Annotated in this window: 21 protein-coding genes; 8 read left to right on the forward strand and 13 right to left on the reverse strand. The window is 70.5% G+C overall.

The annotated features are described in order from the left end of the window. Nucleotide 1: 1 nt before the first annotated feature. Complete coding sequence (locus tag SSMG_RS32580) at nucleotides 2-853, forward strand: immunity 49 family protein (RefSeq protein WP_009083181.1); 852 nt, start codon at nucleotides 2-4, stop codon at nucleotides 851-853. 40 nt (nucleotides 854-893) lie between these two features. Further along, nucleotides 894-2,759, forward strand: coding sequence for a hypothetical protein (locus SSMG_RS42735; protein WP_009083182.1), 1,866 nt, complete (start codon nucleotides 894-896; stop codon nucleotides 2,757-2,759). A gap of 4 nt (nucleotides 2,760-2,763) precedes the next feature. Here SSMG_RS42735 and ilvA read toward each other — a convergent pair whose 3' ends face one another. Beyond that, a complete protein-coding gene (gene ilvA, locus SSMG_RS32595) occupies nucleotides 2,764-3,966 on the reverse strand; it encodes a threonine ammonia-lyase (protein ID WP_009083184.1) in 1,203 nt (400 codons plus the stop codon). Nucleotides 3,967-4,062: 96 nt separating this feature from the next. Here ilvA and SSMG_RS32600 point away from each other — a divergent pair, with 96 nt between their 5' ends. Further along, the gene (locus SSMG_RS32600) at nucleotides 4,063-4,326 is read left to right on the forward strand and encodes a hypothetical protein (protein WP_009083185.1); all 264 of its coding nucleotides are present in this window, start codon (nucleotides 4,063-4,065) and stop codon (nucleotides 4,324-4,326) included. Nucleotides 4,327-4,800: 474 nt separating this feature from the next. Here SSMG_RS32600 and SSMG_RS32605 read toward each other — a convergent pair whose 3' ends face one another. The 6 genes from SSMG_RS32605 to SSMG_RS32630 all read right to left on the reverse strand — a co-directional run bounded on the left by SSMG_RS32605 (nucleotide 4,801) and on the right by SSMG_RS32630 (nucleotide 11,433). Further along, nucleotides 4,801-5,958, reverse strand: coding sequence for a cystathionine gamma-synthase (locus tag SSMG_RS32605; RefSeq protein WP_009083187.1), 1,158 nt, complete (start codon nucleotides 5,956-5,958; stop codon nucleotides 4,801-4,803). A 101-nt stretch (nucleotides 5,959-6,059) separates the two neighbouring features. Next, nucleotides 6,060-6,716, reverse strand: coding sequence for a hypothetical protein (locus SSMG_RS45000; protein WP_050788336.1), 657 nt, complete (start codon nucleotides 6,714-6,716; stop codon nucleotides 6,060-6,062). Nucleotides 6,717-6,801: 85 nt separating this feature from the next. Further along, on the reverse strand, nucleotides 6,802-7,347 hold the full coding sequence (locus SSMG_RS32615; RefSeq protein ID WP_199786047.1) for a hypothetical protein: 546 nt from the start codon (nucleotides 7,345-7,347) through the stop codon (nucleotides 6,802-6,804). Nucleotides 7,348-7,574: 227 nt separating this feature from the next. Further along, on the reverse strand, nucleotides 7,575-9,011 hold the full coding sequence (locus tag SSMG_RS32620) for a hypothetical protein (RefSeq protein WP_009083189.1): 1,437 nt from the start codon (nucleotides 9,009-9,011) through the stop codon (nucleotides 7,575-7,577). Nucleotides 9,012-9,126: 115 nt separating this feature from the next. After that, nucleotides 9,127-10,497 carry a cystathionine beta-synthase gene (locus SSMG_RS32625; protein WP_009083190.1) on the reverse strand — a complete coding sequence of 457 codons (1,371 nt, stop codon included), beginning with the start codon at nucleotides 10,495-10,497 and terminating at the stop codon, nucleotides 9,127-9,129. Between the two features lie 33 nt (nucleotides 10,498-10,530). Next, nucleotides 10,531-11,433, reverse strand: coding sequence for a pentapeptide repeat-containing protein (locus SSMG_RS32630; RefSeq protein ID WP_009083191.1), 903 nt, complete (start codon nucleotides 11,431-11,433; stop codon nucleotides 10,531-10,533). Nucleotides 11,434-11,553: 120 nt separating this feature from the next. Between SSMG_RS32630 and SSMG_RS32635 the strand changes: the two genes are divergently transcribed. Further along, nucleotides 11,554-12,774, forward strand: a complete 1,221-nt coding sequence (locus SSMG_RS32635) for an acetyl-CoA C-acetyltransferase (RefSeq protein WP_009083192.1) — start codon at nucleotides 11,554-11,556, stop codon at nucleotides 12,772-12,774. Nucleotides 12,775-12,836: 62 nt separating this feature from the next. On the opposite strand, the gene SSMG_RS32640 is transcribed toward SSMG_RS32635, so the two are convergent. From SSMG_RS32640 to SSMG_RS32655, 4 genes are all read right to left on the reverse strand, one after another. Further along, nucleotides 12,837-14,369, reverse strand: a complete 1,533-nt coding sequence (locus SSMG_RS32640) for a DHA2 family efflux MFS transporter permease subunit (protein WP_037715602.1) — start codon at nucleotides 14,367-14,369, stop codon at nucleotides 12,837-12,839. Between the two features lie 181 nt (nucleotides 14,370-14,550). Next, nucleotides 14,551-15,789: a YeeE/YedE family protein gene (locus tag SSMG_RS32645; protein WP_286157088.1), complete on the reverse strand. Its 1,239-nt coding sequence runs from the start codon at nucleotides 15,787-15,789 to the stop codon at nucleotides 14,551-14,553. A gap of 190 nt (nucleotides 15,790-15,979) precedes the next feature. Then, nucleotides 15,980-16,597, reverse strand: coding sequence for a hypothetical protein (locus SSMG_RS32650; protein ID WP_100266954.1), 618 nt, complete (start codon nucleotides 16,595-16,597; stop codon nucleotides 15,980-15,982). A 148-nt stretch (nucleotides 16,598-16,745) separates the two neighbouring features. Beyond that, nucleotides 16,746-17,606: a Bax inhibitor-1/YccA family protein gene (locus SSMG_RS32655; RefSeq protein WP_009083196.1), complete on the reverse strand. Its 861-nt coding sequence runs from the start codon at nucleotides 17,604-17,606 to the stop codon at nucleotides 16,746-16,748. A gap of 321 nt (nucleotides 17,607-17,927) precedes the next feature. Between SSMG_RS32655 and SSMG_RS32660 the strand changes: the two genes are divergently transcribed. The 4 genes from SSMG_RS32660 to SSMG_RS32675 all read left to right on the forward strand — a co-directional run bounded on the left by SSMG_RS32660 (nucleotide 17,928) and on the right by SSMG_RS32675 (nucleotide 23,624). Further along, nucleotides 17,928-19,415 carry a collagen binding domain-containing protein gene (locus tag SSMG_RS32660; protein WP_009083197.1) on the forward strand — a complete coding sequence of 496 codons (1,488 nt, stop codon included), beginning with the start codon at nucleotides 17,928-17,930 and terminating at the stop codon, nucleotides 19,413-19,415. Nucleotides 19,416-19,433: 18 nt separating this feature from the next. After that, nucleotides 19,434-20,150: a class F sortase gene (locus tag SSMG_RS32665; RefSeq protein ID WP_037715607.1), complete on the forward strand. Its 717-nt coding sequence runs from the start codon at nucleotides 19,434-19,436 to the stop codon at nucleotides 20,148-20,150. Nucleotides 20,151-20,367: 217 nt separating this feature from the next. Then, nucleotides 20,368-22,359 (forward strand): SDR family oxidoreductase, encoded by a 1,992-nt coding sequence (locus SSMG_RS32670; protein WP_037718367.1) that lies wholly within the window; start codon nucleotides 20,368-20,370, stop codon nucleotides 22,357-22,359. Between the two features lie 119 nt (nucleotides 22,360-22,478). After that, nucleotides 22,479-23,624 carry a cell division protein DivIVA gene (locus SSMG_RS32675; RefSeq protein ID WP_037715609.1) on the forward strand — a complete coding sequence of 382 codons (1,146 nt, stop codon included), beginning with the start codon at nucleotides 22,479-22,481 and terminating at the stop codon, nucleotides 23,622-23,624. 109 nt (nucleotides 23,625-23,733) lie between these two features. Here the strand turns inward: SSMG_RS32675 and SSMG_RS32680 are convergent, their stop codons facing one another. Both SSMG_RS32680 and SSMG_RS32685 read right to left on the reverse strand, forming a co-directional pair. After that, nucleotides 23,734-25,056 (reverse strand): amidase family protein, encoded by a 1,323-nt coding sequence (locus SSMG_RS32680; RefSeq protein ID WP_037718369.1) that lies wholly within the window; start codon nucleotides 25,054-25,056, stop codon nucleotides 23,734-23,736. Nucleotides 25,057-25,066: 10 nt separating this feature from the next. Continuing rightward, nucleotides 25,067-25,702, reverse strand: a complete 636-nt coding sequence (locus tag SSMG_RS32685; RefSeq protein WP_037715612.1) for a LuxR family transcriptional regulator — start codon at nucleotides 25,700-25,702, stop codon at nucleotides 25,067-25,069. Nucleotides 25,703-25,799 lie beyond the last annotated feature (97 nt).

Genomic DNA, 25,799 nt, shown 5'->3' on the forward strand with positions numbered 1-25,799 from the left:
GATGACCGCCGTTCCCAGGCACTCCGTCAGCATCGACGTCGCGTGGAAGCAGATCGAGAAGTTGTCGCCGCAGGTGGCCTTCTACTTCGACTACATCACCCAGGACACCAGCGCGCTGGCGAACGTCCTGCGCCGGGAGCTGATGCTCGCGCAGTACCGCAGCGTCGTCGACCCGGACGCCGAGGACCCGGACACCTGGGGCGACCTCGGTCTCGCCGCGCAGGCCGCGGCCGCCGCTTTCACCGCGGCGTGCGCGCCGGAGGGCCAGGAGGTCGACGCGGTGATCGGCCGCCCGCGCCGTTTCGCGGCCACCGGCCCGACGCCGCGGACGGACCCGGCGGCTTGGCTCACCGCGGCCTGGCTCGCCGTGATCCAGCGCGACGACGTGCTGATCCAGCAGCTGGCCGCGGTCCCGCTGGACGTGCTGCGCGCGTCGGGCATCGAGCACGACGCCTACATGTACCCGTGGGTCGAGACGCTGCAGACGTTCCTCGCGCACCGCGAGGTCACCCCGGAGATGTTCCTGCCCGCGATGGACGGCACCGACCCGGACACCGCGCAGTTCACTCCTCCGGCGGCGATGCTGCAGCTCGTGTACCCGCCGATCCGGATGTTCTACTACGTGCTGCGCCGGGACTCGGAGAAGTTCGCCGAGGCGTTCGTCTCCGCGCTGGAGCGGCACCGCGAGTACTGGACCGCCGAGGACCGCTCCACCGACCCGGAGGGCTTCCTCGCACTGGCCCCGCTGGCGGTCGCGGTGCTCGCCCGTTCGGTCGGGATGACGTTCGACGTCCAGTCCGGTTACACGCCGGCCAACCTGCTCGCGGGCATTCTCCCGCCGCAGAACGGCTGAACGGCATGAAGCGTTCGCCCGGTGAGGAGCCGCTGACCCCATGACCCGGCCTCCGGTGCCGCTCACCGCTGCCCAGCAGCAGGAGCTCGTCCAGCAGATCGGCCAGGCGGCCGCGGCCGCGCTGCCCGCGGGCTGGCAGCAGCTGCAGGTCGTCTGCCGCGCCGCGGGACGGCACGTCGAAGTCGACGTCGCCGTGCTCGCCCCGGACAACCGGACCTACCCGGTCCAGCCGCATCCCGATCTGCCGCGGCTGCTCGGCGTGCTGCGCACCGGGATGTACCAGCCGGGCCGCGGCACGTGGCTGAGCGCGACCCTGGTGTTCTCCCCGCAGCGGCCGCCGTACGCGGACTACCAGCCGGACGTCGAGCCACGGTGGCGGCAGCTGCCCCCGCCGATCGGCTTCCAGGACGAGCTGCGGTTCTTCCCGCGCGAGGATCGGTTCGTGCCGCCGTGGTTGCGGCAGCGGGCCGGGGTGGTTCCTGGTGGTGTTGCTGGACAGCCGGTTCCGCCGCCTGTTCCTGGGGCGAACCCTGCGGTGCCGCCGCCGTTGCCGGGTGCGGAGAATGCGCCGCCCTCGACTGGGCCTGGCGTGACTCCGGAACAGCCGAGCGCGCCGCCGCCGTTGCCTGGGCAGGTGCCGCCGCCGTTGCCAGGCGCGGAAAACCCGCCGCCCTCGACCGGGTCTGCCGTGGCTCCGGAGCCCAGCACCCCGCCGCCGTCGGCTGGGGCGGAAAACCCGCCATCCTCGGCTGGGTCTGCCGCGCATCCGGAACGGGCCGCGGACGCAGAGCACTCTGTTCCCGCGCTCCCGGTCGATCAGCCGAGCGCGCCGCCGCCGTTGCCGGGAACCGAGAATCAGCCGACTTCGACTGCGGACTCTGTCCCGGGGCTCCCCGTGGACGAGCCCAACACGACTCCGCCTGTGGCCGCTACCCCGCCGTTGCCTGATCTTGAGCAGGCAGCCTCGGCGTCCGATGGCGATGAGGCGCAGTCCGAGCCGAGTGAGGTCGCGGCGGCTCAGATTGCGTCACAGAAGTCCGAGTCGGAAGCCGTTGTCCCCAAAGGGGATTCCCCGGGCTCGCCGGGTGAGTTGCGGACGCCGCGCGTCTACGACGGGTTCGACGAGGCGGAAAATCCGGTCGTGGAGCGGGAAGCGTTGTCGGCGGAAGAACGCGAGCGGGTTCTCGCGTATCTCGACAACGCGCCGGTCATCCTGGCGTCGCGCAGCAACGACACCGATGCCTTCGATCCGTCGCGCACGGACGCGGTTCCGCTGAACTTCCGGACCGACGGCAGCTGGGTGTGGCCCGGCGCGGTCGCCTATTACCTGCGTGAGCACGGGATTTCACCAGATCCGGAGCTGGTCGGGCACATCCGGGCGGTCGGATACACCGTGCCGGAGGTGGACGAGGCGACGCGGGACCGGATGCTGGCGGCGATGACCAGCCCGCCTGCTGAGGAAAGCCGTCCCCGGGAAGCGGAACCGACGGCGGATCCGGAGCAGCTGCTGGGCGAGATCTCGACGGCACTCGTCGCGGCGGCTCCGCAGGGGTGGCAGCGAATCGCCTTCGACTTCATGGCGTTGGGCAGGCACGCGAATCTCGCATGCGGCGCGCGGATGGCGGACGGGAGCACGCGACAAGTCCCGGTCGCGCGGGAACTGTCGAGGCCGTTGGCCGAACTGCGGCGCTCCAAGTACGTGCGAGGACGGGGCACCTGGTACTCGCTGTCGCTGGTCGTCGACCCGCCGTCGAACTACCAGGCCAGCTTCAACGAGGACGACGAACCGGCGTTCCACACGCCGCCCCGTCCCGAGGATTACGCGCTGGACCAGGAGCTTTACCCGCGCGACGAGGATTACCTCCCGCTGTGGTTCAGCGCCCGGCTGCCGGAGCGTCCACAGTAGACAGTCAGACGACGGTGAACCCGGCGTCGGCGAGGGCGGCCTCGACCTCCTTGCAGTGCTCGGGGCCGCGGGTTTCCAGGGCGAGGGCGACGTCGACTTCGCCGAGGGCCAGGCTGCCGGAGATGCGGGAGTGCTCGACGTCGAGGACGTTCGCGCCCAGGTCCTTCACGCACGACAGCACCGAAACCAGCGAGCCCGGCCGGTCCGGTACGCGCAGGTGCAGCTTCAGGTAGCGGCCGCCGGCGGTCATGCCGTGCTGGATGATCTGCTGCAGCAGCACGGGATCCACGTTGCCGCCGGAGAGGATCGCCACCACCGGCGGTTCGAAAGCGCCGGGGTGCTGCAAAAGCGCGGCCACGGAAGCGGCTCCGGCCGGTTCCACGACCAGCTTTCGCCGCTCCAGGCACAGCAATACCGCGCGGGACAAGGATTCCTCGGTCACCGTCACGACGTCGTCGACCAATGACTGGACGTGCGCGTAGCTGACCTTGCCCGGCTCGCCGACCGCGATCCCGTCGGCCATCGTGTGCACGTCGCGCAGCCGGACCGGCGCGCCCGCCGCCAGCGAAGACGGATAAGCAGCGGCGTCCTCGGCCTGGACCCCGACCACCCGGATCTCCGGATGCAGCGCCTTCACCGCCGCCGCGACGCCGCCGACCAGCCCGCCGCCGCCGGTCGGGACCAGGACGGTCTTCGCGCCCGGCACCTGCTCGAGGATCTCCAGCCCGACGGTGCCCTGACCGGCGATGACGTCGGGGTGGTCGAACGGGTGGATGAAGACCGCACCGGTGCGTTCCGAGAACGCGATGGCCTCGGCGAGGGTTTCGTCGACGACCGCGCCGTGGAGGTGGACCTCCGCGCCGTACCCGCGGGTCGCGGCGAGTTTCGGCAGCGGAGCGCGCAGCGGCATGAAGACGGTCGAGGAAATGCCGAGCAGCGACGAGGCCAGCGCGACCCCCTGCGCGTGGTTGCCCGCGCTGGCCGCGACGACGCCGCGCGCGCGTTCCTCGGCGGTCAGGCCGTGAATGCGGGTGTAGGCGCCGCGGATCTTGAAGGAACCGGTGCGCTGCAGGTTCTCGCACTTCAGATACACCGGGCCGCCGTGCAGCCGGCGCAGGTCGCGGGCGTGCTCCATCGGCGTGACGCGGGTGATGCCCTCGAGAAGCTTCCGAGCTTCCTGGATGCGCTCGACGCTGACCAGTTCCATGGCGCCGATGATGCCACCGACGGACGGCCGGGGTGCGCCGCCCGCCGGACCGGTACCCTGGATCACGGCAGCCACACATGACCAGGGAGTGCGACCATGGCACGCGCGCAGCACGGGACCACCTCCCGGGCCCAGTCCCGCACCGGTCTGCTGCCGCTCGCCGCGGGCATTCTGTCCGCGGTGGCCCTCACCGGAGCCGCCTTCGCGACCGTCGAAGCGGCCGGCTGCGCCGGCCCCGCCCAGTACATCCGGCACGACAATCACGTCGAACTGGTCGGCGGCTGCATCAACGGCGCGGACCTCCCGACGACGACCGGGACCCGGCAGGCCAATGCCCAGCCGGAGAACAGCAAGCCCTGATCCACGCTTCGGCTGAGCTGAGCAGCTTGGCTTTGGGCGGCAAGGGGTTTCGCCGGGTTCAGGTGGCGAGAACGCTTCGTCGAGACGGCGGCCGGGCGGATTCACCGGCAACCGGCACCGACTTCCGCTAGGCAATATCAGCCGAGGCCCAGCCTGAGATTCGGCAGGGCAGCTTCTCCGGGCGAACCCGCTCGCCTCGCGCGCCTCCACTCACGGGCAACCCCGCCCGACACTCGGCAAGGCAGCCACACCGAGCAAACCCGCACGCCCTCGCGCACCCCCACTCACAGGCGAAACCCGCCGAAGCGCTCGTGCCCACGAAAGGCTTCCCCCGGCACCGAGTTTCCCCGCAACTGCACCGCGCCAGCTGCGAGAACTTCGCCCCGAAACGGCAAGCCAGGCAGTCCCCGGTCAGCACCTCGAACGAGAACGGGGCACCGGAACCCAGCCCGATGCCCCGTCGTCGCGAAAAGATCAGCCCAGCGCCTGCGTAAGGTCCGCCACCAGGTCCCGGCCGTCCTCGATACCGACCGACAGCCGGATCAGGTCCTCCGGGACTTCCAGCGTCGAGCCTGCCGTCGAGGCGTGCGTCATCTTGCCCGGGTGCTCGATCAGGCTCTCGATGCCGCCCAGCGACTCCGCCAGCACGAACAGCTTCGTGCGGGACGCGACCTCCAGCGCCGCCTCCTCGCCGCCCTCTACGCGGAACGACACCATTCCGCCGAAGCGGCGCATCTGCTTCGCCGCGACCTCGTGGCCGGGGTGTTCCGGCAGGCCGGGGTAGTAGACCTTGGTGACCTTCGGGTGCTTCGCCAGCGTGCGGGCGACCAGATCCGCGTTGTCGCTGTGCCGTTCCATGCGCAGGGCGAGCGTCTTGAGCCCGCGCAGGGTCAGCCACGCGTCGAACGGGCCGGGGACCGCACCGGCGGCGTTGCGCAGGTAGAAGAGCTGCTCGCGCAGTTCGTCCTCGTTGGTGACGACCGCGCCGCCGACGACGTCCGAGTGGCCGCCCAGGTACTTGGTGGTCGAGTGCACCACGATGTCCGCGCCGAGGGCCAGCGGAGTCTGCAGGTACGGCGTGGCGAAGGTGTTGTCGACGACCAGTCGCGCGCCCGCGTCGTGGGCGACGCCCGCCAGCGCGGCGATGTCGGCGATGCCCAGCAGCGGGTTGGTCGGCGACTCGCACCAGATCAGCTTGGTTTCCGGGCGCATCGCGGCCCGGACCTCGTCGATGCGGCTCAGGTCGGCGACCGTGTGCTCGACGCCCCACAGGCTGAGCACCTTGTCGATCAGCCGGAACGTGCCGCCGTACGCGTCGTTGCCCAGGACCAGGTGATCGCCGGGGCGCAGGACCGTGCGCAGCACCGCGTCGGACGCCGCCATGCCGGACGCGAACGCCAGCGTGTGCCGGGCGCCCTCGAGCGACGCGAGGGCTTCCTCCAGCGCGGTCCGCGTGGGGTTCGCGGTGCGCGAGTACTCGTAGCCGCCCTCGCGGGTGCCGCCGACCCCGTCCTGCGCGTACGTGGACGTTTGGTAAATCGGCACGATGACCGCACCCGTGCGGGGATCGGGCTGCTGCCCGGCGTGGATCGCGCGTGTTTCAAAACCCAGGACGGAGTAGTCGTCGGCCATGCGTCCCAGGGTACGGGGCACCCCCGACAATCCCATCAGCTGGGAGGCAACTCACCATGCGGGAGAGGCTGCCGGTACAAAACGCACCGGCAGCCCCGAGGTCACCAGGCCTGCGGCGCGGGGTACCCGCCCTGGGCAGCCGCCTCCGGACGGTAGTTGACCCAGTCCGCGGTCGGCTTCACGATCGCCAGCACCAGGGTCGCGACCGGCGGGATCAGCGCGACCACGGCGCCGCCGATGCCCGCCCCCAGCATCTGGGCGCTGCCCTTGTACCCGGAGGTCGCGACTCCGGTGAGGACGGCGCTCAGGATCGTGTACGCGATCACCAGCCCGCAGCCGACGATCGTGCACACGCGGGCGGCGGGCTTGTGCAGGAAGAGGCCGATGCCGCCGAAGAACAGCAGGCCGACGAGCACCGCGTAGACGACGATTCCCACGTAGAGCTGCCAGATCGTGACGTGGACAGCCGAGAGCGCGACGACCGCGACGATGATCGAGATGATCGCGAAAATGCCGCCGATGATCGCGAGGATCCCGGCGATGATCGCGGTCGCGCCGTTCGGCTTCTGCTGGTACACGCCGGGCCCGCCCTGGTACGCCGGGTACGGCTGACCGGCAGCAGGCGGGGCGAACGGCTGCTGCGGGGCGCCCGGGTACGGCTGGGCCGGCGTCGGCTGGCTCGCCGGGTACGGCTGCCCGGGGAACGGGCCGCTCTGCGGCTGCTGGGGCTGACCCTGCGGGTTCTGGGGGTAAGTCACGGGGAGTCCTCGGCGTATCTGGTCCCGCCGGACGGCGGGTGGGGTGCCTGTATCGTGCCAGGCCCGCGCCGCTTTCGGGGAGGATTTACCAAGGTCGTGAGGGTGCTGAGACCGGTACCACGGGCACGCGGTAGCGCAGGTAGCCGAACGTACGCGGCAGCCCCGCCAGCACGAGCACGAACAGCACCGCCGCCGCGAGCGCGACGCGGTCCAGCGCGGCGAAATTCTCGAACCGCAGCAGCGTCCGGAAGTACTCGGCGTACGCCGGGGAACCGCCCAGCGCGGGCTCCAGCAGAAGCGCGCCGAGGGCGAGCAACGCGCCCGCGATGAGCAGGACCGCACCGGCTGTGGCGCGGAAAAACGTCGCGATCGCGCCGATCAGCAAGACCAGCGAAGCGGCCAGGTACGCGGCGAGGTCGGCGAGCGTCAGCGGCGAGAGGTCGCCGAGGCTGAATCCGGAAGGAATGTCGAGGAACAGCCGTGCCGGGAGATAGCCGGACGTCGCGGCGGCGACGAGCCCGAACAGTCCGGCCGCGATCGCGGTGCTTCCGTTCGGCCGGCGCGGCGCCGGCTCCGCCGGGGAGAATTCCCGTTCCCGCTGCCGTGCCGGAAGTCCGTGCAGGCCGCTCACGGCAAGTCCCCCTCGGGCTGGAAAGGCGATTCGGACGGCGCCCACCCTAGCCGGGAAATGCGCGGTTGGGGACCGGCCGCGGCGCATGTCCGGCGCAATTCCCCCGGCTGCCGGAACGGTGGGGAAAAGGCCACCAGTTCTGTGCGAATCCCGCGAAAAAAGGACCGGAAAAGACGAAGGGCGCCACCGTCGGGAGACGGAGGCGCCCTTCGCGGAGATTCAGCGAGTCACCACTGCTGCGGCGGCTGCTGGCCCGGCTGGCCGTAGCCCGGAGGGGGCTGCTGCCCGCCCGGCGGCGGGTACTGGCCCGGCTGGCCGAAGCCGCCCGGCTGCTGCGGCGGCTGGCCGTAGCCCGGCTGCTGGCCCGGCTGGCCGTACCCGGGGGGCGGCTGCTGTCCGAAGCCCGGCTGCGGGTTCGCGCCGCTGCCCGGGTTCGGACCGCCCGGCTGCGGGAAGCCGCCGCTGTTCGGGTTCGGGCCGCCGGGAGGCGGGAAACCGCCGCCGTGCGGCTGGCCGAAGCCCGGCTGTCCGCCGCCGAAACCGCCCGGCTGCTGCGGGCCGCCGGGGCCGCCCGGACCGCCGGAGGACGCGCCGAGGCCGACGTACTGCGAGGTGGCCGGGATGATCGCGACCACGCCGATGATCAGGATGATGACGCCGAGGATCAGCGTCAGCATGCCGCCGCCGCTCGTGGCGCTGGAGCCGGCGCCGCCGTACTTGTCGGCGAAGGAGCTGCTGACCGACGTCCCGGACTTCGCCAGGATCGAGAACAGCAGCAACAGCACGCCGCCGACGAGCACGCCGATCGGGGCGAGCTTGCGCAGCACCGCCGCGCGCGAGGCGAGAGCCAGCGCGACGCCGCCGGCCAGCGCGACCACCGCGCCGACCAGGATCATGATCACGTAGAACCACAGCGTGCCCGGCGAGGCGAGACCGGCCTCGTCGAACAGCTTCTGGTAGCGGCTCGAGCTGTCGTACAGCTTCGAGTAGTCGCTGGTGTCGCTCATGTAGCTGAACGAGACGATCAGCGCGATCAGGCCGAGCAGCGCGGTGATGCCGCCGGCGATGTAGCCGTACAGCGCGTTCCCGCCGCCGCTCGAGGGCGCGGGGGACGCGCCGAACGGAGCGGGCTGGCCGAAGCCCGGCTGGCCCGGCTGTCCGGGCTGGCCGAACGCGCCCTGCGGCGGGGCGCCGAAGCCGCCCTGGTCGAACCCGCCCGGCTGGCCGAAGCCCTGCGGCGGCTGCTGGCCCGGCTGCCCGGGCTGACCCGGCTGGCCGAAGCCCTGCGGGGCGCCGAACCCGGCGACCGCGGCCGGGTTGTCCGCCGCGCTCGGCGGCGGGGCGTACGGGATGTTCTGCGGCTGCTGGCTCGGCGGGACCAGCTGCGTCGATTCGGCGTTGCCCTCGGCGCTCACGGGGTTGACCACCTGCGTGGCGTTCGAGTCAGCCGGCTGTCCGGGCTGCACGACCTGCGTCGGTTCCGGGGTGTCGCCGAAGGCGCCGCCGCCGTGCGAGGGCTGCTGCGGCTGGCCCGGCTGGACCACCTGGGTCGGCTCCGACGCGCCGAAGGGACTGTCCTGCTGCGGTGTAGGACCACTCGACGGGCCCTGCGGCGGCTGCTGGCCGCCGTCCCAGGGCTGGTTCGGTGGCTGCGGAGCACTCATGTGGGTCTTGAACCCCCTTGACGAGGACGCGAAAAAGTTCTATTCGGCCGTAACGCTATCGGATGCCCGGCCAGAACGCGCGCAGACGCCCCGGCCGGTCGCCGTGAGGTTGCGCCTATCGGCCGGCGAGGAACGCGAGCAGATCGTGCCTGGTGACGACGCCCGCCGGCTTGCCGTCGATGAGCACCAACGCGCCGTCGGCCCCTTCGAGCGCCTTCATCGCGGCGCTCACCTGCTCGCCGGCTCCGATCGTGGGCAGCGGCGGCGACATGTGCGTCTCCAGCCGGTCGGCGAGCTGGGCCTTGCCGGTGAACAGCGCGTCGAGCAGGTCGCGCTCGTTGACCGCGCCGACCACCTCGGCGGCCATCACCGGCGGTTCGGCGCTGACCACGGGCATCTGGCTGACGCCGAACTCCGACAGGATGGCCACCGCCTCGGCGACCGTTTCGTTCGGGTGCGAGTGCACGAGGCTGGGCAGCGCACCGGACTTGCGGGTGAGCACGTCGCCGACCGTCGCGCCGGAGGAATCCGGCGGGAGGAAGCCGTAGGACGACATCCAGGCGTCGTTGAACACCTTGGTGAGGTAGCCGCGTCCGCCGTCGGGCAGCAGCACGACCACGACGTCGTCCTCGGTCAGCCCCTCGGCCAGCTTCAGCGCGGCGGCCACGGCCATCCCGCACGAACCGCCGACGAGCAGGCCTTCCTCGGTCGCGAGGCGGCGGGTGATCTCGAAGGAGTGCGCGTCGCTGATCGGGATGATCTGGTCCGCGACGTTCCGGTCGTAGGTCTCCGGCCAGAAGTCCTCGCCGACGCCCTCGACCAGGTACGGCCGTCCGGTGCCGCCGGAGTACACCGAGCCCTCCGGATCGGCTCCGACGACCTGGACGCGGCCGTCGCTGACCTCCTTCAGGAACTTGCCGGTGCCGGAGATCGTGCCGCCGGTGCCGACGCCGGCGACGAAGTGGGTGATCTTGCCGTCGGTCTGCCGCCAGAGCTCCGGGCCGGTGGAGTGGTAGTGGCTGGCCGGGTTCTCCGGGTTGGCGTACTGGTTGGGCTTCCAGGCGCCCTCGATCTCGCGCACGAGCCGGTCGGACACGTTGTAGTACGAATCGGGGTGCTCGGGCGCGACCGCGGTGGGGCACACGACGACGCGCGCGCCGTACGCGCGCAGCACGTTGCGCTTGTCCTCGCTCACCTTGTCCGGGCAGACGAACACGCACTGGTAGCCCTTGCGCTGGGCGACCATGGCCAGCCCGACCCCGGTGTTGCCCGAGGTGGGCTCCACGATCGTGCCGCCGGGGCGCAGTTCGCCCGACGCCTCCGCGGCCTCGATCATCCGCAGCGCGATCCGGTCCTTCACGCTGCCGCCCGGGTTGACGTACTCGACCTTGGCGAGCACGAGCGGCTTGAGCCCCCGCGTAAGCGAATTCAGCTTGACCAGCGGGGTGTTGCCCACGAGGTCCACGATGTGTTCTGCGTACTCCACGCGACCAGCCTAAACAGCCGGGCCCCGGACCGGCTAGCGCGGGACCAGCCGGAGCCAGCCGTCGTCGCCGGGTTCCTCCGCCCATCCGGCGGGCCAGGCGCGGCGGTATCCGGGTTTCGCGAGGGCTCCGGCGAGCCGGACTTTCGCGTCGTCGGCGAATTCCGCGTGCTGTTCGAACTGGGCACCGCGGAATGCGTCGCGTTCGCCGCCGATGACTGCGCCGCGAAAGTCCGCGCGTTCTGTGAAGACCGCGTCGGTGAAATCGGCTTTGGTGCGGAATTCGGTGCAGCAGAACGTCGATTTTCCGGTGAACGTCGTTTCGTGACAGACGATGGAACGGATCCGGCAATAGGTGAGCGTCAGCTCGACGAGGTGGGCGCCGGAGAAGTCGAGGTCGATGTCCGGCCAGTACGACCCGTTCGGCTCCTCCCCGCCGCCCGGCCGCAAGTGCAGCATCAGGATCCGCTGCGCGGCCTTGCGCACCTGCACCTCCTCGGCGGTGCCGTCCAGCGGCATCCGGAGATACGCGCAGAGCACGTTGACTATGGTCTGCCGCTGGTCGGCGTGGCTTTGCGCGAGCCGTTCGAGCGCGTACAGCCCGGCCAGCCGGACCGGGGCCTTGTCGCTGCCGAGCTGGTCGGCGGCCTTGCCGTACATGTCGGTGATCCGGCGCTCGGTCGCGTCGTGGTCCTTCTGTTCCAGATCCAGTTCCGCGGACCGCTGCCGGCGCGCGGCGAGCAGCAGCGCGGCCGCGCCGCCGGTCCCGACGACGATGCTCGAGGCCGTGCGCAGCGCGTCGAGCCGCGACGAATCCGCCGGGGTGCCGCCGCCGAGCAGCCAGAGCAGCAGTGCCGCCGCGACGGCCGCCAGCAGCACGATGCCGGTCCCCCACCACGCGATCGTGCGCGTGGACAACACCCGGTTGCGCTCGGTCACGGCGGAAATCCTCCCACGGGAGCATGGTGGTGCATGTCGCCTTCGGCTTTCGAACCGACGCCGGACGCGGCAAGATGGTGAGCAACCGCTTAGTGCCGCCGACCCGAGGATGTGTCTGTCATGCCCGAAGCTGTCATCGTCTCCACCGCCCGCTCCCCGATCGGCCGCGCCGGGAAGGGCTCGCTGGTCGGGATGCGCCCCGACGACCTGGCCGTGCAGATGGTGCGCGCGGCACTGGACAAGGTGCCCGAGCTGGACCCGGCCGACATCGACGACCTGATGCTCGGCTGCGGCCTGCCCGGCGGCGAGTCCGGCTTCAACATGGGCCGCGCGGTGGCCGTCGAACTCGGCTACGACCACCTGCCCGGCTGCACGATCACCCGGTACTGCTCCTCCAGCTTGCAGACCACCCGGATGGCGCTGCACGCGATCAAGGCGGGCGAGGGCGACGTCTTCATTTCCGCGGGCGTCGAGACCGTGTCGCGGTTCGCCAAGGGCAGCTCCGACTCCTGGCCGGACACGCACAACCCGCTGTTCGCCGACGCCGAGGCGCGCACCCAGGCCACCGCCGAGTCCGGTGCGGACAGCTGGCAGGACCCGCGCGAGAACGGCCAGCTCCCGGACGTCTACATCGCGATGGGCCAGACCGCGGAGAACCTCGCGCGGCTCAAGGGCATCACCCGCGAAGAGATGGACGAGTTCGGCGTGCGGTCGCAGAACCTCGCCGAGAAGGCCATCGCGGACGGCTTCTGGGCCAAGGACATCACGCCGGTGACGCTGCCGGACGGCACGGTCGTGTCGAAGGACGACGGGCCGCGCGCGGGCGTCACGCTGGAAGGCGTTTCCGGACTGAAGCCGGTCTTCCGCCCGGACGGCCGGATCACCGCCGGCAACTGCTGCCCGCTCAACGACGGCGCGGCGGCGGTCGTGATCATGTCCGACACGAAGGCGCGCGAACTTGGCCTGACCCCGCTGGCGCGCGTCGTGTCCACCGGTGTCACCGGCCTGTCGCCGGAGATCATGGGCTACGGCCCGGTCGAGGCGTCGAAGCAGGCGCTGTCCCGCGCTGGACTGTCCATTTCGGACATCGACCTGGTCGAGATCAACGAGGCGTTCGCCGCGCAGGTCATCCCGTCGTACCGCGACCTCGGCATCGACCTGGACCGGCTGAACGTCAACGGCGGCGCGATCGCGGTCGGCCACCCGTTCGGCATGACCGGCGCGCGGATCACTTCCACGCTGATCAACTCCCTGCAGCACCACGACAAGCAGTTCGGCCTCGAGACGATGTGCGTCGGCGGCGGACAGGGCATGGCGATGGTGCTGGAGCGGCTTTCCTAGTTCCGGCAACGAAAAGGGCCGCCCGCGACTTAGCGCGGGCGGCCCTTTTCTTCGGTCAAGCGTCAGTGCATCAGCACCGGCGGAGCGGTCTCGTCGGATTCCGTCGCCGTGGGCACCACGCGCTTCTTCGGCAGGAAGAGCGCGGGCACCAGGCACACCGCGAGCAGGATCGTGCCCCACAGGAACGTCGTCGCGAACGACTCGCCCGCCAGACCGGCCGCGGCGTCGTGCGTGGCCGGGTTCATCGTCGCCGCGGTGGCGACCAGCTGGCCCTGGCTCGTCGGGACTCCGAACTTCCCGGCGAGCAGCGCCGCCAGGATGATCGACATCACCGCGGAGCCGATCGCGCCCGCGGTCTGCTGCAGGATGTTCGTCGCGGTCGAGGCCTTCGCCATGTCCTTGGACCGCAACGTCTGCAGCGCGGCCGAGGTGATCGGCATCATCGTGCAGCCCATGCCGATGCCCATCACGAACAGCGCGGTCAGCAGCTGCCAGTACGGAGTGGTCGCGCTGACCTGCGTGAAGACCACCATGCCCAGCGCGATCAGGACCAGGCCGGGCACCACGATCCGGCGCGGCGCGATCTTGTCGGCGAGGCGTCCGGTGATCGGCATCGCCAGCATCGCGCCGAAGCCCTGCGGGGCCAGCAGCAGACCGGCGTTCAGCGCGGTCTCCCCGCGCACCAGCACGAAATACGTGGGCAGCAACAGCATCGCGCCGAAGAACCCGACGCAGAACACGGCCATCGTGATCATCGCGACCGAGAACGAGCGGTTGCGGAACAGCTTCAGGTCGATCAGCGGATGCTCCATGGTCCGCGCCCGCAGCACGAACGCGACCAGCAGCACGAGCCCGGCCAGCGCGGGCAGCCACACTTCCAGCGAGGCGACCGTGCCGGTCGACGGAATCCGCGAAACGCCGAAGATCAGCGCGGCCAGACCCGGCGACACCATCAGCATGCCGAGGAAGTCGAACCGGTTGCCCGGTTCCGGCTCGTCCTTCGGCAGCAGGCGCAGCGCGAGCACGAAGGCGATCAGTCCGATCGGGACGTTGATGTAGAAGATCCAGCGCCAGCTCACCGAATCGACCAGCCAGCCGCCGAGGATCGGGCCGCAGATCGGGCCGAGCAGCATCGGCACGCCCAGCACCGCCATGACCCGGCCGATCCGCTGCGGACCGGCCGCGCGGGTCAGGATCGTCATCCCGGCAGGCATCAGCATGCCGCCGCCGAGGCCCTGCACGACGCGGAACGCGATCAGCGATTCGACGTTCCAGGCGAGCCCGGCCAGCATCGAGCCGACCAGGAAGGTGCCGATCGCGAGCAGGTACAGCCGTTTCGTGCCGAACCGGTCGGACGCCCATCCGGTGACCGGGATGACCGTCGCCAGCGCCAGCATGTAGCCGGTCGCGACCCACTGGATGGTGTCGAACGACGTGGCGAACTGGATGGTGAGCTTCTGGAGCGCGACGTTGACCACGGTGGTGTCGAGGATCGCCATGATGGCGCCGAGCACCACCACGGAAGCGACCTTCAGCACTCCCCGGTCGAGTTTGTCACCGGCATCCGGCGCGGCCGGATTCGCGGGTGCGGACATGCGGAACCCCATCTGTGAGTGGTGATGCGCAAGCCCGCGACGCGACAATACGACCGCGGTTCCCCCTTGCGCGCGCTCCAGACTAGCCGAGCGGCAAGCGGGGACGTAGTCCGTTTCGCTTCCGGAGGAAAACGTGGGGACTTTTCTCATCCCTGCTGACCTGGGAAAAGTCCCCACCGGCTCAGCAGATACTGTCCGTGCGCACGGGGTTGCCCAAACCGAACAACGGCCGCAGTTTCAGCCCGATCCAGGTGCCGAAAAGCGCGAACGCGCCCCACAGCCAGCCGTGCAGGCTGCCGACGGAAATGCCGCCCAGGTACGCGCCGATGTTGCAGCCGTTCGCCAGCCGCGCGCCGATTCCCATGAGGATTCCGCCGAGAACCGCGGCGACGGCGGTGCGCCACGGGATCGAGCTGTGGATCTTCCACGCGCCCGCGGCCGCCGCGGCCACGAACGCGCCGATCATGATGCCGATGTCGGTGAGGCTGGTCTTGTCCTGCCAGATCGGCTTGGACAGCGACGCCGCGTTCGCCTTCAGCCGCCAGAACTCCCACTGCTCCGGGTGCAGGCCGAACACCTGGAGAATTTTCGCGCCCCACAGGCTGAACGCGCTCGTGACGCCCCAGATGCCGCCGGAAACCAGGTACACCGCGCCGGCCAGCACGCCGAGCACGACCGCGCCGACGAGGATCGGCCAGGAGCCGCGGAAGATCCGGGCGAATCCGCGCGCGGTCGGCACGGTGTCGACCGGCGGCGGCACGCGGCGCTTCTGCACCACGCGGGTCGCGAGGACGATCGCGGCGAGCACCGCGATCGTGATCGCCCACGAACCGAACCAGCCGACGTGGTCCGACAGCAGGAAGCCGGAAACCTGCGGCCAGCCGGTGAAAAGCGGGTAGCCCCAGGTGTAGAGGACCGAACCGGCGATGAACCCGCCGAGGGTCAGCACGATCGTCGACTGCCCGGCCCCGACCGCGAAGAGCGTTCCGGACGCGCACGCGCCGCCGAGTTGCATGCCGATCGCGAACAGCGTGGCCCCGACGAACAACGCGAGCCCGATCGGCCCGACGTTCGCCACCGGCAGCGGTTTGCTGCCGAACAGACCCGCGCCGGTGCCGCAGATCAGGGCGATGAGCGTCGCGGCCGTGCCGAGCAGGAGGGTGTGCGCGCGAAGGCCCTGGCCGTTGCCGACGGCGATCAGCTGCCGCCAGGCGGACGTGAACCCGAAGCGGGAGTGGAAAAGGGCGAGGCCGAGCAGCAGCCCCAGCACGAGCAGGACCCCGAATTTCGCGCCGTGCGCGGCCCAGACGTAGGCGGTCAGCCCGACCGCGAGCACCGCCGCGACGGCCAGCGGGACCACCTTGACCGGCTCTTCCGGTTTCGGTGCCGGAGCCTCGCAGGAGGTCGGGAAATCGAGCAGTTTTCGCTCGTCGACAGGGGAATCGGTGGTCGCCACCACGTCTCCTGGGGGTGTCGGGGATTAACGGGACCCGCCCGGCGGCGGGCGGCGGTCCACGTTAGGTCCCCGTGAGCCCTGGACGCAGCCTGTCTCACGGAGTGCGACGAACGGCCGAAACCGGGCGTCCGGACGGCCTCTTTGTACCGCCCCGTCAGCTCTTGATGCAGATGGCTTCCTCGGGATCGGAGTACCAGCGGGCGGTGGTCGAACCGCTGCCCTCGCACACCGAACGGTCCTTCGCACCGGGCACCAGCTTGACGATTTCCGCGTTCTTCTGCGGATCCGTGCACGCGACCTTCTGGTACGTCGTCGTGGCCGTCTGGAGTCCGGCCAGGCAATCCCCTTGCTGCACGTTGGGAATGAGGCAGAGGACACGGCGGTTCTTGCCGCCGGTGAGGTAGCGGTAGTAGTCCCCGCGCGGGCAGGTTCCGCTCCGGCTGGCGCGGCTGACCGCGACCTTGACGTTCGCGCCGGGGTCCGCGCAGTCGACGGTCCTCGTCGACGTGGTCGAGCCGGACTTCTCGATGTGCATGCAGTCGTTCGCGTGGGTGTTGCTGGTCGAGTTGCCGAACGCGAAGAAGCCGATCGCGACCCCCGCCGCCACGACCACCACCGCGACGGCGACCAGCACCACGATCCGGGTCGGGAAGCCGCGCTTCGGACTCTGCTGGGGCGGCATCCCGCCCGGCCCGTAGTGCTGCTGGTACGGCGACGGGCCGGGCTGTCCGTAGCCCGGCCGCGGTCCGTGCCCGTGCGGCGGAACGCTCACGTAGTGCCTCGCAGACCCGAAAAGAAGATTCCGACCGGGCACATCCAACACGACGGCCGCCGGGGCTCGCAGAGGTTCGGGACAGAAAAACAGAAAAGGCGCTCCGCGCAACGCGGAGCGCCCCTTCCCGGGAAACCTGCGCGAGAAGCTAGTCGCGCAGGTAAGACAGCAAACGCAGGATCTCGAGGTACAGCCACACCAGCGTGGTCATCAGGCCGAACGCGGCGTACCAGGCCCACTTCGACGGCATGCCGGCGCGGATCATCTGGTCGGCCTGGTCGAAGTCGAGCAGGAAGCTGAACGCGGCGATGCCGATGACCACCAGGCTGAAGACGATGGCGATCGGGCCGCCGTCGCGCAGCGGGTTGAAGCCGAAGAACACCGCGGTGATCAGGTTGACCAGCATCAGGATGGCCGCGCCGGCGACCGCGCCGACGATCCACTTGGTCAGCTTCGGCGTGACCTTCACCGCGCCGGTCTTGTAGACGACCAGCATCGCGACGAACACGCCGGCGGTGCCGATGAGCGCCTGCAGGGCGATGCCCGGCAGGAACACCTCGAACAACCCGCTGAGCGCACCGAGGAACAGGCCCTCGGCTCCGGAGTAGACGAGCGTGAGCGGACCGCTCGGCTTGTGCTTGAAGATGATCACGAGCGACACGACGAGGCCCACCACGAGCCCGCCGATCAGCGCGCCGAGGAGCGGACCGCTCGGCGCGAGCCTGCCGAGGGAGTCGCGCACGAGCTGGGACTGCGCCCAGATCGCGGTGAGCACGCCGACGACGAGCGCGACGCCGAGCGACATGCCGGTCTTGATCACGACGTCGTCGACCGTCATCGGACGGTCGGCGGAGGCGGTGCCCGTCTGGCCGGGGCCGTAACCCGGGACGCCGCCTTGCCCCTGCGGCTGGCCGTAGGGCTGGTCGAAGCCGACGTTCGGCCCGTACTGCCCGGTCGCGGCCGCGCCGCGCGGGAGATTGCGGAACGCCGGGTTGCTGCTGGAACGCACCTGTCCTCCTGGACTTTATGGCACCTTGCATCGGGTTCAACGACCGCGGCGGCTCGCTGGTTCCCGTTCGGGTAAAGCCGATTTTACTCATCACCCGCACGGGTGGGGCGGCCCCCGTTACGGCCACCGTAGGCGATAAAGGTCACGACCGTTCACCGCAGGTCACCCGATGGTCTCTAGACAACTCCCATGGTGACCCGCGAACCTTCACATCGCGTGTCCGGGAAGTGACCGAACGCGTGTCGGGGAGTTGTTCGATCAGGTGAACTGCGAAGACGTCGTTTCGGCGTCGGCCAGGCACGTCGAAGGAGCCAACACACCATGGGGTGGATCTCACGCCCGCGCGCTCGCTGGCGCGCGGCCACCGGGCTGGTCGCGACCGCACTGCTCGGCGCACTCTCCGTAACCACGCCGGGGATCGCCTCGGCCGCCGCGGACCCGGTCAAGGGCGCTGGCCTGCCGATCGTCCACAACGAGGGCGGCACCAATTACGAGGACTGGCTCGGCTCGTACAAGGTGGGCGGCAAAGACGTCTTCTGCGTCCGGTTCCATCTGAAGGCGCCGGGCAGCGACGAGGCCTACCAGCCGGGCGACGAACTGCTGACGAAGTGGGGCGAGCCGCTGGAGCCCGACATCGCAGGCAACATCTCGTACCTGCTGTTGCGCTACGGCAACACCTCCAACAACGACGAGGCCGCCGCGCTGGCCCACCTGCTGCACTCGTGGACTGCCAAGACGCACACGCCCGGCGACACGAACTTCGGCACGCCCCCGGAGAAGGCCGCCTATCCGGAGCAGAAGTACTTCGACGCTCTCAGCGCGGCCGCCAAGAACGACGTGGCCAAGATGAAGGCCGAGGCCGAGGCGAACCGCGGCCCGTGGACCGCGTCGGTCACCGCACCGAAGGGCGATCAGCACCTCGGCCAGCCCGCGACCTGGACGGTCACGGTGAAGAACTCCCAGGGCAAGGGCATCCCGGACGTTCCGGTGAAGCTGACCGCCACCGACGGGACCGTCGGCCAAGCGGACAAGCAGGCCGACGCCGAGAAGGCTTCGGACTCTTCGTCCGGCAACTCCGCGCCCCAGGCCGCGGCGAAGGACGCGACGTTGAAGACCGACGCGAGCGGCACGGTCACGGTGAAGGTCACGCCTACTGGCGACCAGCCGAAGCTCGTCGCCTCGCTGTCCGCGCCCGCGGACAAGCCGAAGGTGCAGAACCCGGTCAACACCAAGGACGGGATCCAGAGCGTCGTCGGCACCGGCGGGGAACAGCAACTGACCGCGCAGGGCGTCGTCGCCGTGGCGAAGCCGGGCAAGGTGCAGGTCACCAAGACCGATGCCAAGACCGGCAAGGGCATCGGCGGCGCGACGCTGCGGGTCACCGGCAAGGACCGCAAGACCGCCGCCACCGGTCAGGACGGCAAGCCGCTCACCGGGCCCGACGGGCAGCCCGCCGTGGTCACCACCAGCGGGGACAACGGGACGGCGACCGTCGAGAATCTGCTGGCCCCGCAGGAAGTCTGCGTGGTCGAGGTGAACGCGCCGCCGGGCTACACCAACGCGTTCGACCCGAACAACCCGCCCGCCGCGTGCGGCTCGCTGACGCCGGGCGGAACCCTCGCGCTGACAGTGGCCAACACGCCGAACGAAGTGCCGCACGCGATTCCCGCCGGCGACCTGCCGGTGACGATGGCCAAGGGCACTGTCGAGACGAGCTTCTCCACCGGCGGCATCGCGGGTCTCGCGGCGCTGGCGCTCGTCGGTTCGGCGCTGGTCGGGTTCGCCGCTCGGCGGTCGGCCCGGCGGTAATCGAAAGCAGCAAGGGCAATGAGCGGAAAAGGACGGCTGGTCGGCGGGTTCGTGCTCGGCGCGGCAAGCGTGCTGGCAGTGGAACTCGCGACCGTCGTGATCAGTTCGCCGCCGACGACGGTGGTGGCCGGGAGCGCGTCCCCGGCCACCGCCGCCGTTCCGGCCGCTTCCCCGCAGCAGCTGGCTCCCGCGGCACCGCCGTCGTCGAGCAGTGCGGCACCGCCGCCCAGCAGTTCGGCGGCCGCTCCGCCGCCCGCCGCGCCCGCGGAGCATCGGCAAGCTCCGGAACCGGGACCGCAGGCGCCGGGCACGATCCGGCTGCCGGGCGGCGGGACCGCGGCGATGGTGCGCCAGGACCTCGGGCCGGGCAACACGCTTCCGGTGCCGTCGGACATCGGGCAGGCGGCGTGGTGGGGCGCGGATCTGGAAGCGGTCAGCGGCGCGAGCGTGTTCGCGGGCCACGTGAACTGGCGCGGGGCGACCGGGCCGTTCTCGGAACTGTGGAACGAGCGCATCGGCGGCGTGGTGACGATCGTGGACCGCGCGGGCAAAACGAGCCGGTACCGGATTTCCCAGCTGGTCACTGTGCACAAGAACGACCTGCCGGGCCGCGCCGACGATCTCTTCGGGCAGGCCGGGCCGCACCGGGTGGTCCTGGTGACCTGCGGAGGGCGCTGGATCGGCGGGAGCGACGGGTACGAGGAGAACCGCGTGGTGATCGCGGACCCGGAGTGAAGGGTCCCCTCATGCCCCGCTGAAGCCGCGCGAGGGGTCCGTTCGCGCGGTTTCTGAACGGCCCGGCGCTCGCGGAAATCCGCCGCCACCTGGGGAACCCCGTTCCGACACTAAGTTACTTGCGAGTAACCTCACCCTGCCGCGTTGTGGTCAGCGCGGCGTCCATGCAGCAGAATGCCCATGGGTCCAGGCGGCGGCACGGCGGAGGGTGATGGAGATGGCGACGTTCTTGGTGACAGGCGCGACCGGGTTGATCGGACGCCAGGTCACCCGGCAGCTGCTCACCCGGCCGGACGTGGAACGGGTCGCGCTCGTGGTGCGCGCGTCGTCGCGGGAGAAGCTGGCCGCGCTCGTCGACGGATGGCCGCATCCGGACCGCGTGACACTCGTGCCCGGTGACCTCGGCGAACCGCTGATGGGGGTGTCCGAAGCGGACCGGGAGGCGCTGCGCGGCGTCGACCACGTCATCCACCTCGCCGCGCTCTACGACCTCACCGCCGACGACGAAACCAGCATCCGGGCCAATGTGGAGGGCACGCAGAACGTCCTCGACCTCGCCGCGAACCTGAACGCCGGGTGCCTGCACCACGTCTCGTCGGTCGCCGTCGCCGGCGACCACGAAGGACTGTTCACCGAGGACATGTTCGACGTGGGCCAGCGGCTGATCACGCCGTACCACCGCACCAAATTCGAGGCCGAGAAGCTCGTCCGGGAACAGCACGAGGTGCCGTGGCGGGTGTACCGGCCCGCGGTCGTGGTCGGCGATTCGCAGACCGGCGAGATGGACAAGATCGACGGCCCGTACTACCTCTTCCCCGCGATCAGCAGGCTCGCCGGGCTGCCCGACCTCCCGTCCGCGGGCCCGGATCTGGGCGACACCAACGTGGTTCCGGTCGACTACGTCGCGAAGGCCCTGCTCGAACTGGTCACCACGCCCGGTCTCGACGGCCGCGCATTCCACCTCGTGAACCCGGAACCGCAGCCGGTGGTGTCGGTCTACAACGCGTTCGCCCGCGCCGCCGGGGCGCCGACGATCACCGTGCAGCTCGGCGACAAGGTGTCGAAGGGAATCGTCGGGCTGGTCAAGCTCAGCGAGCACATCCCCGGGTTCACCATCGCCCGCGACGCGGTGCTGGAGCGGCTCGGCATTCCGCCGGTGCTGCTGGAGACGATGGCTTTCCCGTCGGTGTTCGCGTCCGCGGAAACGCGGAAGGCACTGGCCGGAAGCGGTGTGGAGGTGCCGCAGCTCGAGGAGTACGCCCCGACGCTGTGGCGCTACTGGCGCGAACACCTCGACCCGTTCCGCGCGCGCAAGCACGGTCCGCGCGGCGAACTGGACGGCCGCCGGGTGATCATCACCGGCGCGTCGTCGGGCATCGGACGGGCCACCGCGCTGAAGGTCGCCGCGGCGGGCGGGGTGCCGCTGCTGGTCGCGCGGCGGCAGCACGAACTGGAAGAAGTGCGCGACGAGATCATCGCGGCGGGCGGCACCGCGTCGGTGTACCCGGCGGACCTCACCGACGAGGATTCGGTGCGCAAGGCCGTGGACGCGATGCTCGCCGAGCACGGCCGGATCGACATGCTCGTGAACAACGCCGGAAGGTCGATCCGGCGCTCGATCAAGCTGTCGTACGACCGGATGCACGACTACGAGCGCGCGATGGCGATCAACTACTTCGGCGCGGTGCGGCTGATCCTGGCGGTCCTCCCGCACATGTCGGAGCGGAAATTCGGGCACATCGTGAACGTGTCCTCGATCGGCGTGCAGGGAATCGCGCCGCGGTTCTCCGCCTATGCCGCGTCGAAGGCCGCGCTGGACTACTTCTCCCGGATCGCGGCGACCGAAACGCACGGCGACGGCATCACCTTCACCACCATCCACATGCCGCTCGTGCGCACGCCGATGATCCGGCCGACGAAGATCTACGACGCGTTCCCGACGAAATCGCCGGAGCAGGCGGCGGACATGGTGCTGAAAGCGCTGGTCCGGCGGCCGAAGCACATCGGCACCCCGGCGGGCCAGGCGATCGGGCTGACCTACACGCTCGCGCCGGGGCTGACCGACGCGATCGCGTACCAGGGTTTCCGGATCTTCCCGGATTCCGCGGCGGCGGGCGGCAGCGGAAAACTGAAGATCGGGCGGGGCGAGAAACACCTGTCCCGCGCGGCGATGGCGCTGGCCCGGCTGTCGCGCGGCTTCCACTGGTAGTGACGGTTCGCGCGGCGGGTGAGGCCGTTCAGGCGAGATCATCGCGAAGAACCGACCCGGGGCGGTGATTCGCCACTCCTGGCGGCACGCACGCCAGGTGCGCGGGTACGGTCGTGGGCATGGTTCCCGAGCGAGACAACGGCCTCCTCCCGCTGCGGCGCGAGTACACCGAAGCCTGGCGCGGCTTCGACCGCACCGAGGTGCGGCAGTACCTCGACCACCTCGAGGCCCAGCTGCACCGGCTGATCACCGACCGCGACGCGGCGGCGACTCAGGTCGCCACGCTGTCGCGGGAACTCGAAGCGGCGCGCGGCGAGACGGCGAAGCTGCAGGCCCGCGTAGAGGAACTGATGAAGCCGCCGGAGCGGCTCGAGGACCTGGACGAGCGGATGCAGCGCACCGTCATGCTGGCGCAGGCGCGGGCCGAGGAGATCACCAAGCGCGCGGAGGTGGCGGCCGAGAAGCACTGGGCGTCGTCGACCGAGGCGTCCACGAAGCTGCGCGAGCGGTACCGCCGCTTGGTCGAGGAGCTGGACAAGCAGGCCGAAGCGCTGCACTCGGAGCACGAGGCCGCGCTGAAGGAAACCCGCGCCGAAGTGCAGCGGCTGACGGTCGAGGCGGCGCAGCGCCGGGAACTCCTCGACAACGAAGCCGAGCGCAAGCGCCGCAAGATCGAGCGCGATTTCGACGCGAAGATCACCGCCGAGCGCACCGCGCACGAAAAGATGATCGCCGACCAGCGCACGGCCAGCAAGAACCAGGCCGAGCGCCGCATCGCGGAAGCCACCGCGGAAGCCACCCGCCGCGTCGAGGAGGCGACGGCGGAGGCCAAGCGCCGGCTGGACGAGGCGACCACGCAGGCGGCCCAGCGCACGACCGCGGCGACGCGCAAGGTCGAGCGGCTCGCCGAGATCCGCGAACAGGCCCGCAAGAACCTGGCGCTGGCGGACGAGGTCCTCGGCCGGAGCGAAGGTCTGCTGACGGCCCTGCCGTCGGAATCGGTGCTTCCTGCGGCCTCAAAGCTCGTCGGCGGCGACGACCCGGCCAAGCCGGACCCCTCGCCCGCACCGGTCGAGACGAAGGCCGCGCCGTCGCCGTCGCCTAAGACTGGGAACGGTTCGGCCGCGAAGGCTCCGGCCGGGAATGGCTCGTCGGCTAACGGCGGGTCGGAAAGCTCGTCGGGGAACGGCGCGAAGAACGGGAACGGTTCTACGGGGAACGGCGCGAAGTCCCAGCCGCAGACGGCGGGCAAGCCGAGCAGCTAACCCACCGGCACGCAGAGCCGGGGGTGCCTGGAGATCAAGTCCGTGAAGGGCTCCTTGAGGGAATCTGATTCCCTCAAGGAGCCCTTCACGGCATTCAGGCAGTGCGTCCCTAAACCGTCCGCGGCCAGGGGTTGGCTGATTCCAACTCCGCCGCCAATCCCAGCAGCAGCGGCTCTCCGCCGGGGCGGGCCACCAACTGCACGCACATCGCCAGGTCATGCACGGGATGCCGCGTCACCGGGATCGACAGCGCGGGGTATCCGGCCAGGTTCCACGGGCCGGTGAACCCGGCCACCCTGGTCGACGGGATCGCGTTGGCCAGCCAGGATTTTCGGTGCCAGCGGCGGGCTTGCAGCGGCAGCGTGGCCAGCGTCGGGGTCACCAGCACATCATGGGACTCGAAGAACTGCGCCGCGATCGCTTGCCATTCGTCACGGGCTCGGTCGTTGACCAGGCGCGACGTCAGGCGGCCTAGGCGGACGTGCGTGCGAGTGCGGGGTTGCAGGCGCGACAGGTCGAAAGAACCCACAGCCTGCTCGGCCGGACCGGCGAACCAGCGGGCGAGCAGGCCGCCTAGGGCGCGGATCGGGTAGGCGGGGGTCGCGGAAGCGACGGTGTGGCCCGCGCTGCGGAGAAGGTTCCCGGCTTGGTCGACGGCGGCGCGGAGTGGGCGCGGCAGCGGGGCGCGGGTGAACGGGACCTGGGTGGAGGTCGCGACCCGCAAGGAAGCCGGAGTCGCCAGCGTGGCCCATTCCGGGCGGTCGGCCAGGACGGACATCAGGAGGGCGGCGTCGGCGACCGTCGTGGTCAGGGGGCCGTGAGTGGAGAGGCCGAACCAACCCGGGGCCTCTTCGCGGACGACGTCCCGGCCCGGTTTCAGGCCGACGATTCCGCACATTCCGGCAGGCAGCCGGATAGAGCCCAGGCCGTCGGTGCCGTGGGCGATGGGGACCAGACCCGCGGCTACCGCGGCGGCGCTGCCGCCCGAAGAGCCGCCTGCGGTGAAGGACGGCTCGCGCGGGTTGCGGGCGATCCCGCCTGGGTCGTCGCTGGCCGGGAAGATGCACAGCTCCGGCACGCGGGTCAGGCCGACGATGACCGCGCCCGCCGCGCGCAATCGGGTGGCGATCAGGCCGTCGGAGTCCGCCACCGTGCGAGGTCCGGCTTCCGAGCCCCAGCCCTGGTATTCCCCGGCGACCTCGGTGACATCTTTGACCGCGACGGGCACGCCGGCCAGCGGCAGCGAAGCCAGGTCCGGGCGCGCCGCGACTTCGGCGGCTTCGGCTCGGGCCTCGGCGAAGCGCACTCGGCGGAAGGCGCCGACGACGCCGTCCGCCGCGGCGATCCGGGCGAGGGCTTCCTCGGTCACCTGGACCGGGTCCAGCTCTCCGGCCCGCACTCCGCGAGCGATCTCTACCGCCGTCTGCGCCATGGTCAGCACATTAGATCGCACCGGCCCGCAAGGCATAGGCCACGGCGTGCGCGCGGTTGTTCAGACCGCACCGGGTCATCAGGCCGTACAGCACGTTCTTGACCGTCCGCTCCGAATAACAGAGCTTCGTCGCGATCTCCTCGGTGCCATAACCTTCGGCGACCAGCCGCAGCACGTCGCATTCGCGCGACGCCAGGCCGGACAGCGTGAGGCCGTTCGGTTCCAGCACATCGCGGCGCATTCGCTGCACCTGCGCGAGCAGCGCGCCCTGCAGCCGCGGCGGGAGCGTCGCCGTGCCGTCTCCGGCGGCCAGCACTGCCGAGACCAGCTCGCTGCCACCAGTTTCGCGGCGCGGCAGGATCGCGACGACCCCGCATTCGACCGCCGTCATCAGGTCGCTTTCGCGGAAATGGTCGACCACGATCACCAGATGCGGTCCGGTCAGCTGCTCGGACTGCCTGCCGAGGTCCCGCACCTGCGACAGCACCCGGTCGGTCACGTGCTCCTCCATCACGAGGACCACGTCCGCCTGGCTCGCCGCCTCCTGGCCGAGCAGGACCAGCTCCGGACGCGAACCCAGCAGGCTCGCGGCGCCGGCCCGGGTGATCGGGTCCGACGCGAGCACTGCGACCTTGACGAGCTTCATGACTACCCCTCCACATTGCCTGGACGCAGTGTGTCGGGCGAGACTTCACGTTTTCTGGCGCGCGCGTGAAGGCCGGTGAAGAAAACCGGGGTTTTCC

It is taken from the genome of Streptomyces sp. AA4 (assembly GCF_000158875.1).
Lineage (GTDB): Bacteria > Actinomycetota > Actinomycetes > Mycobacteriales > Pseudonocardiaceae > Amycolatopsis.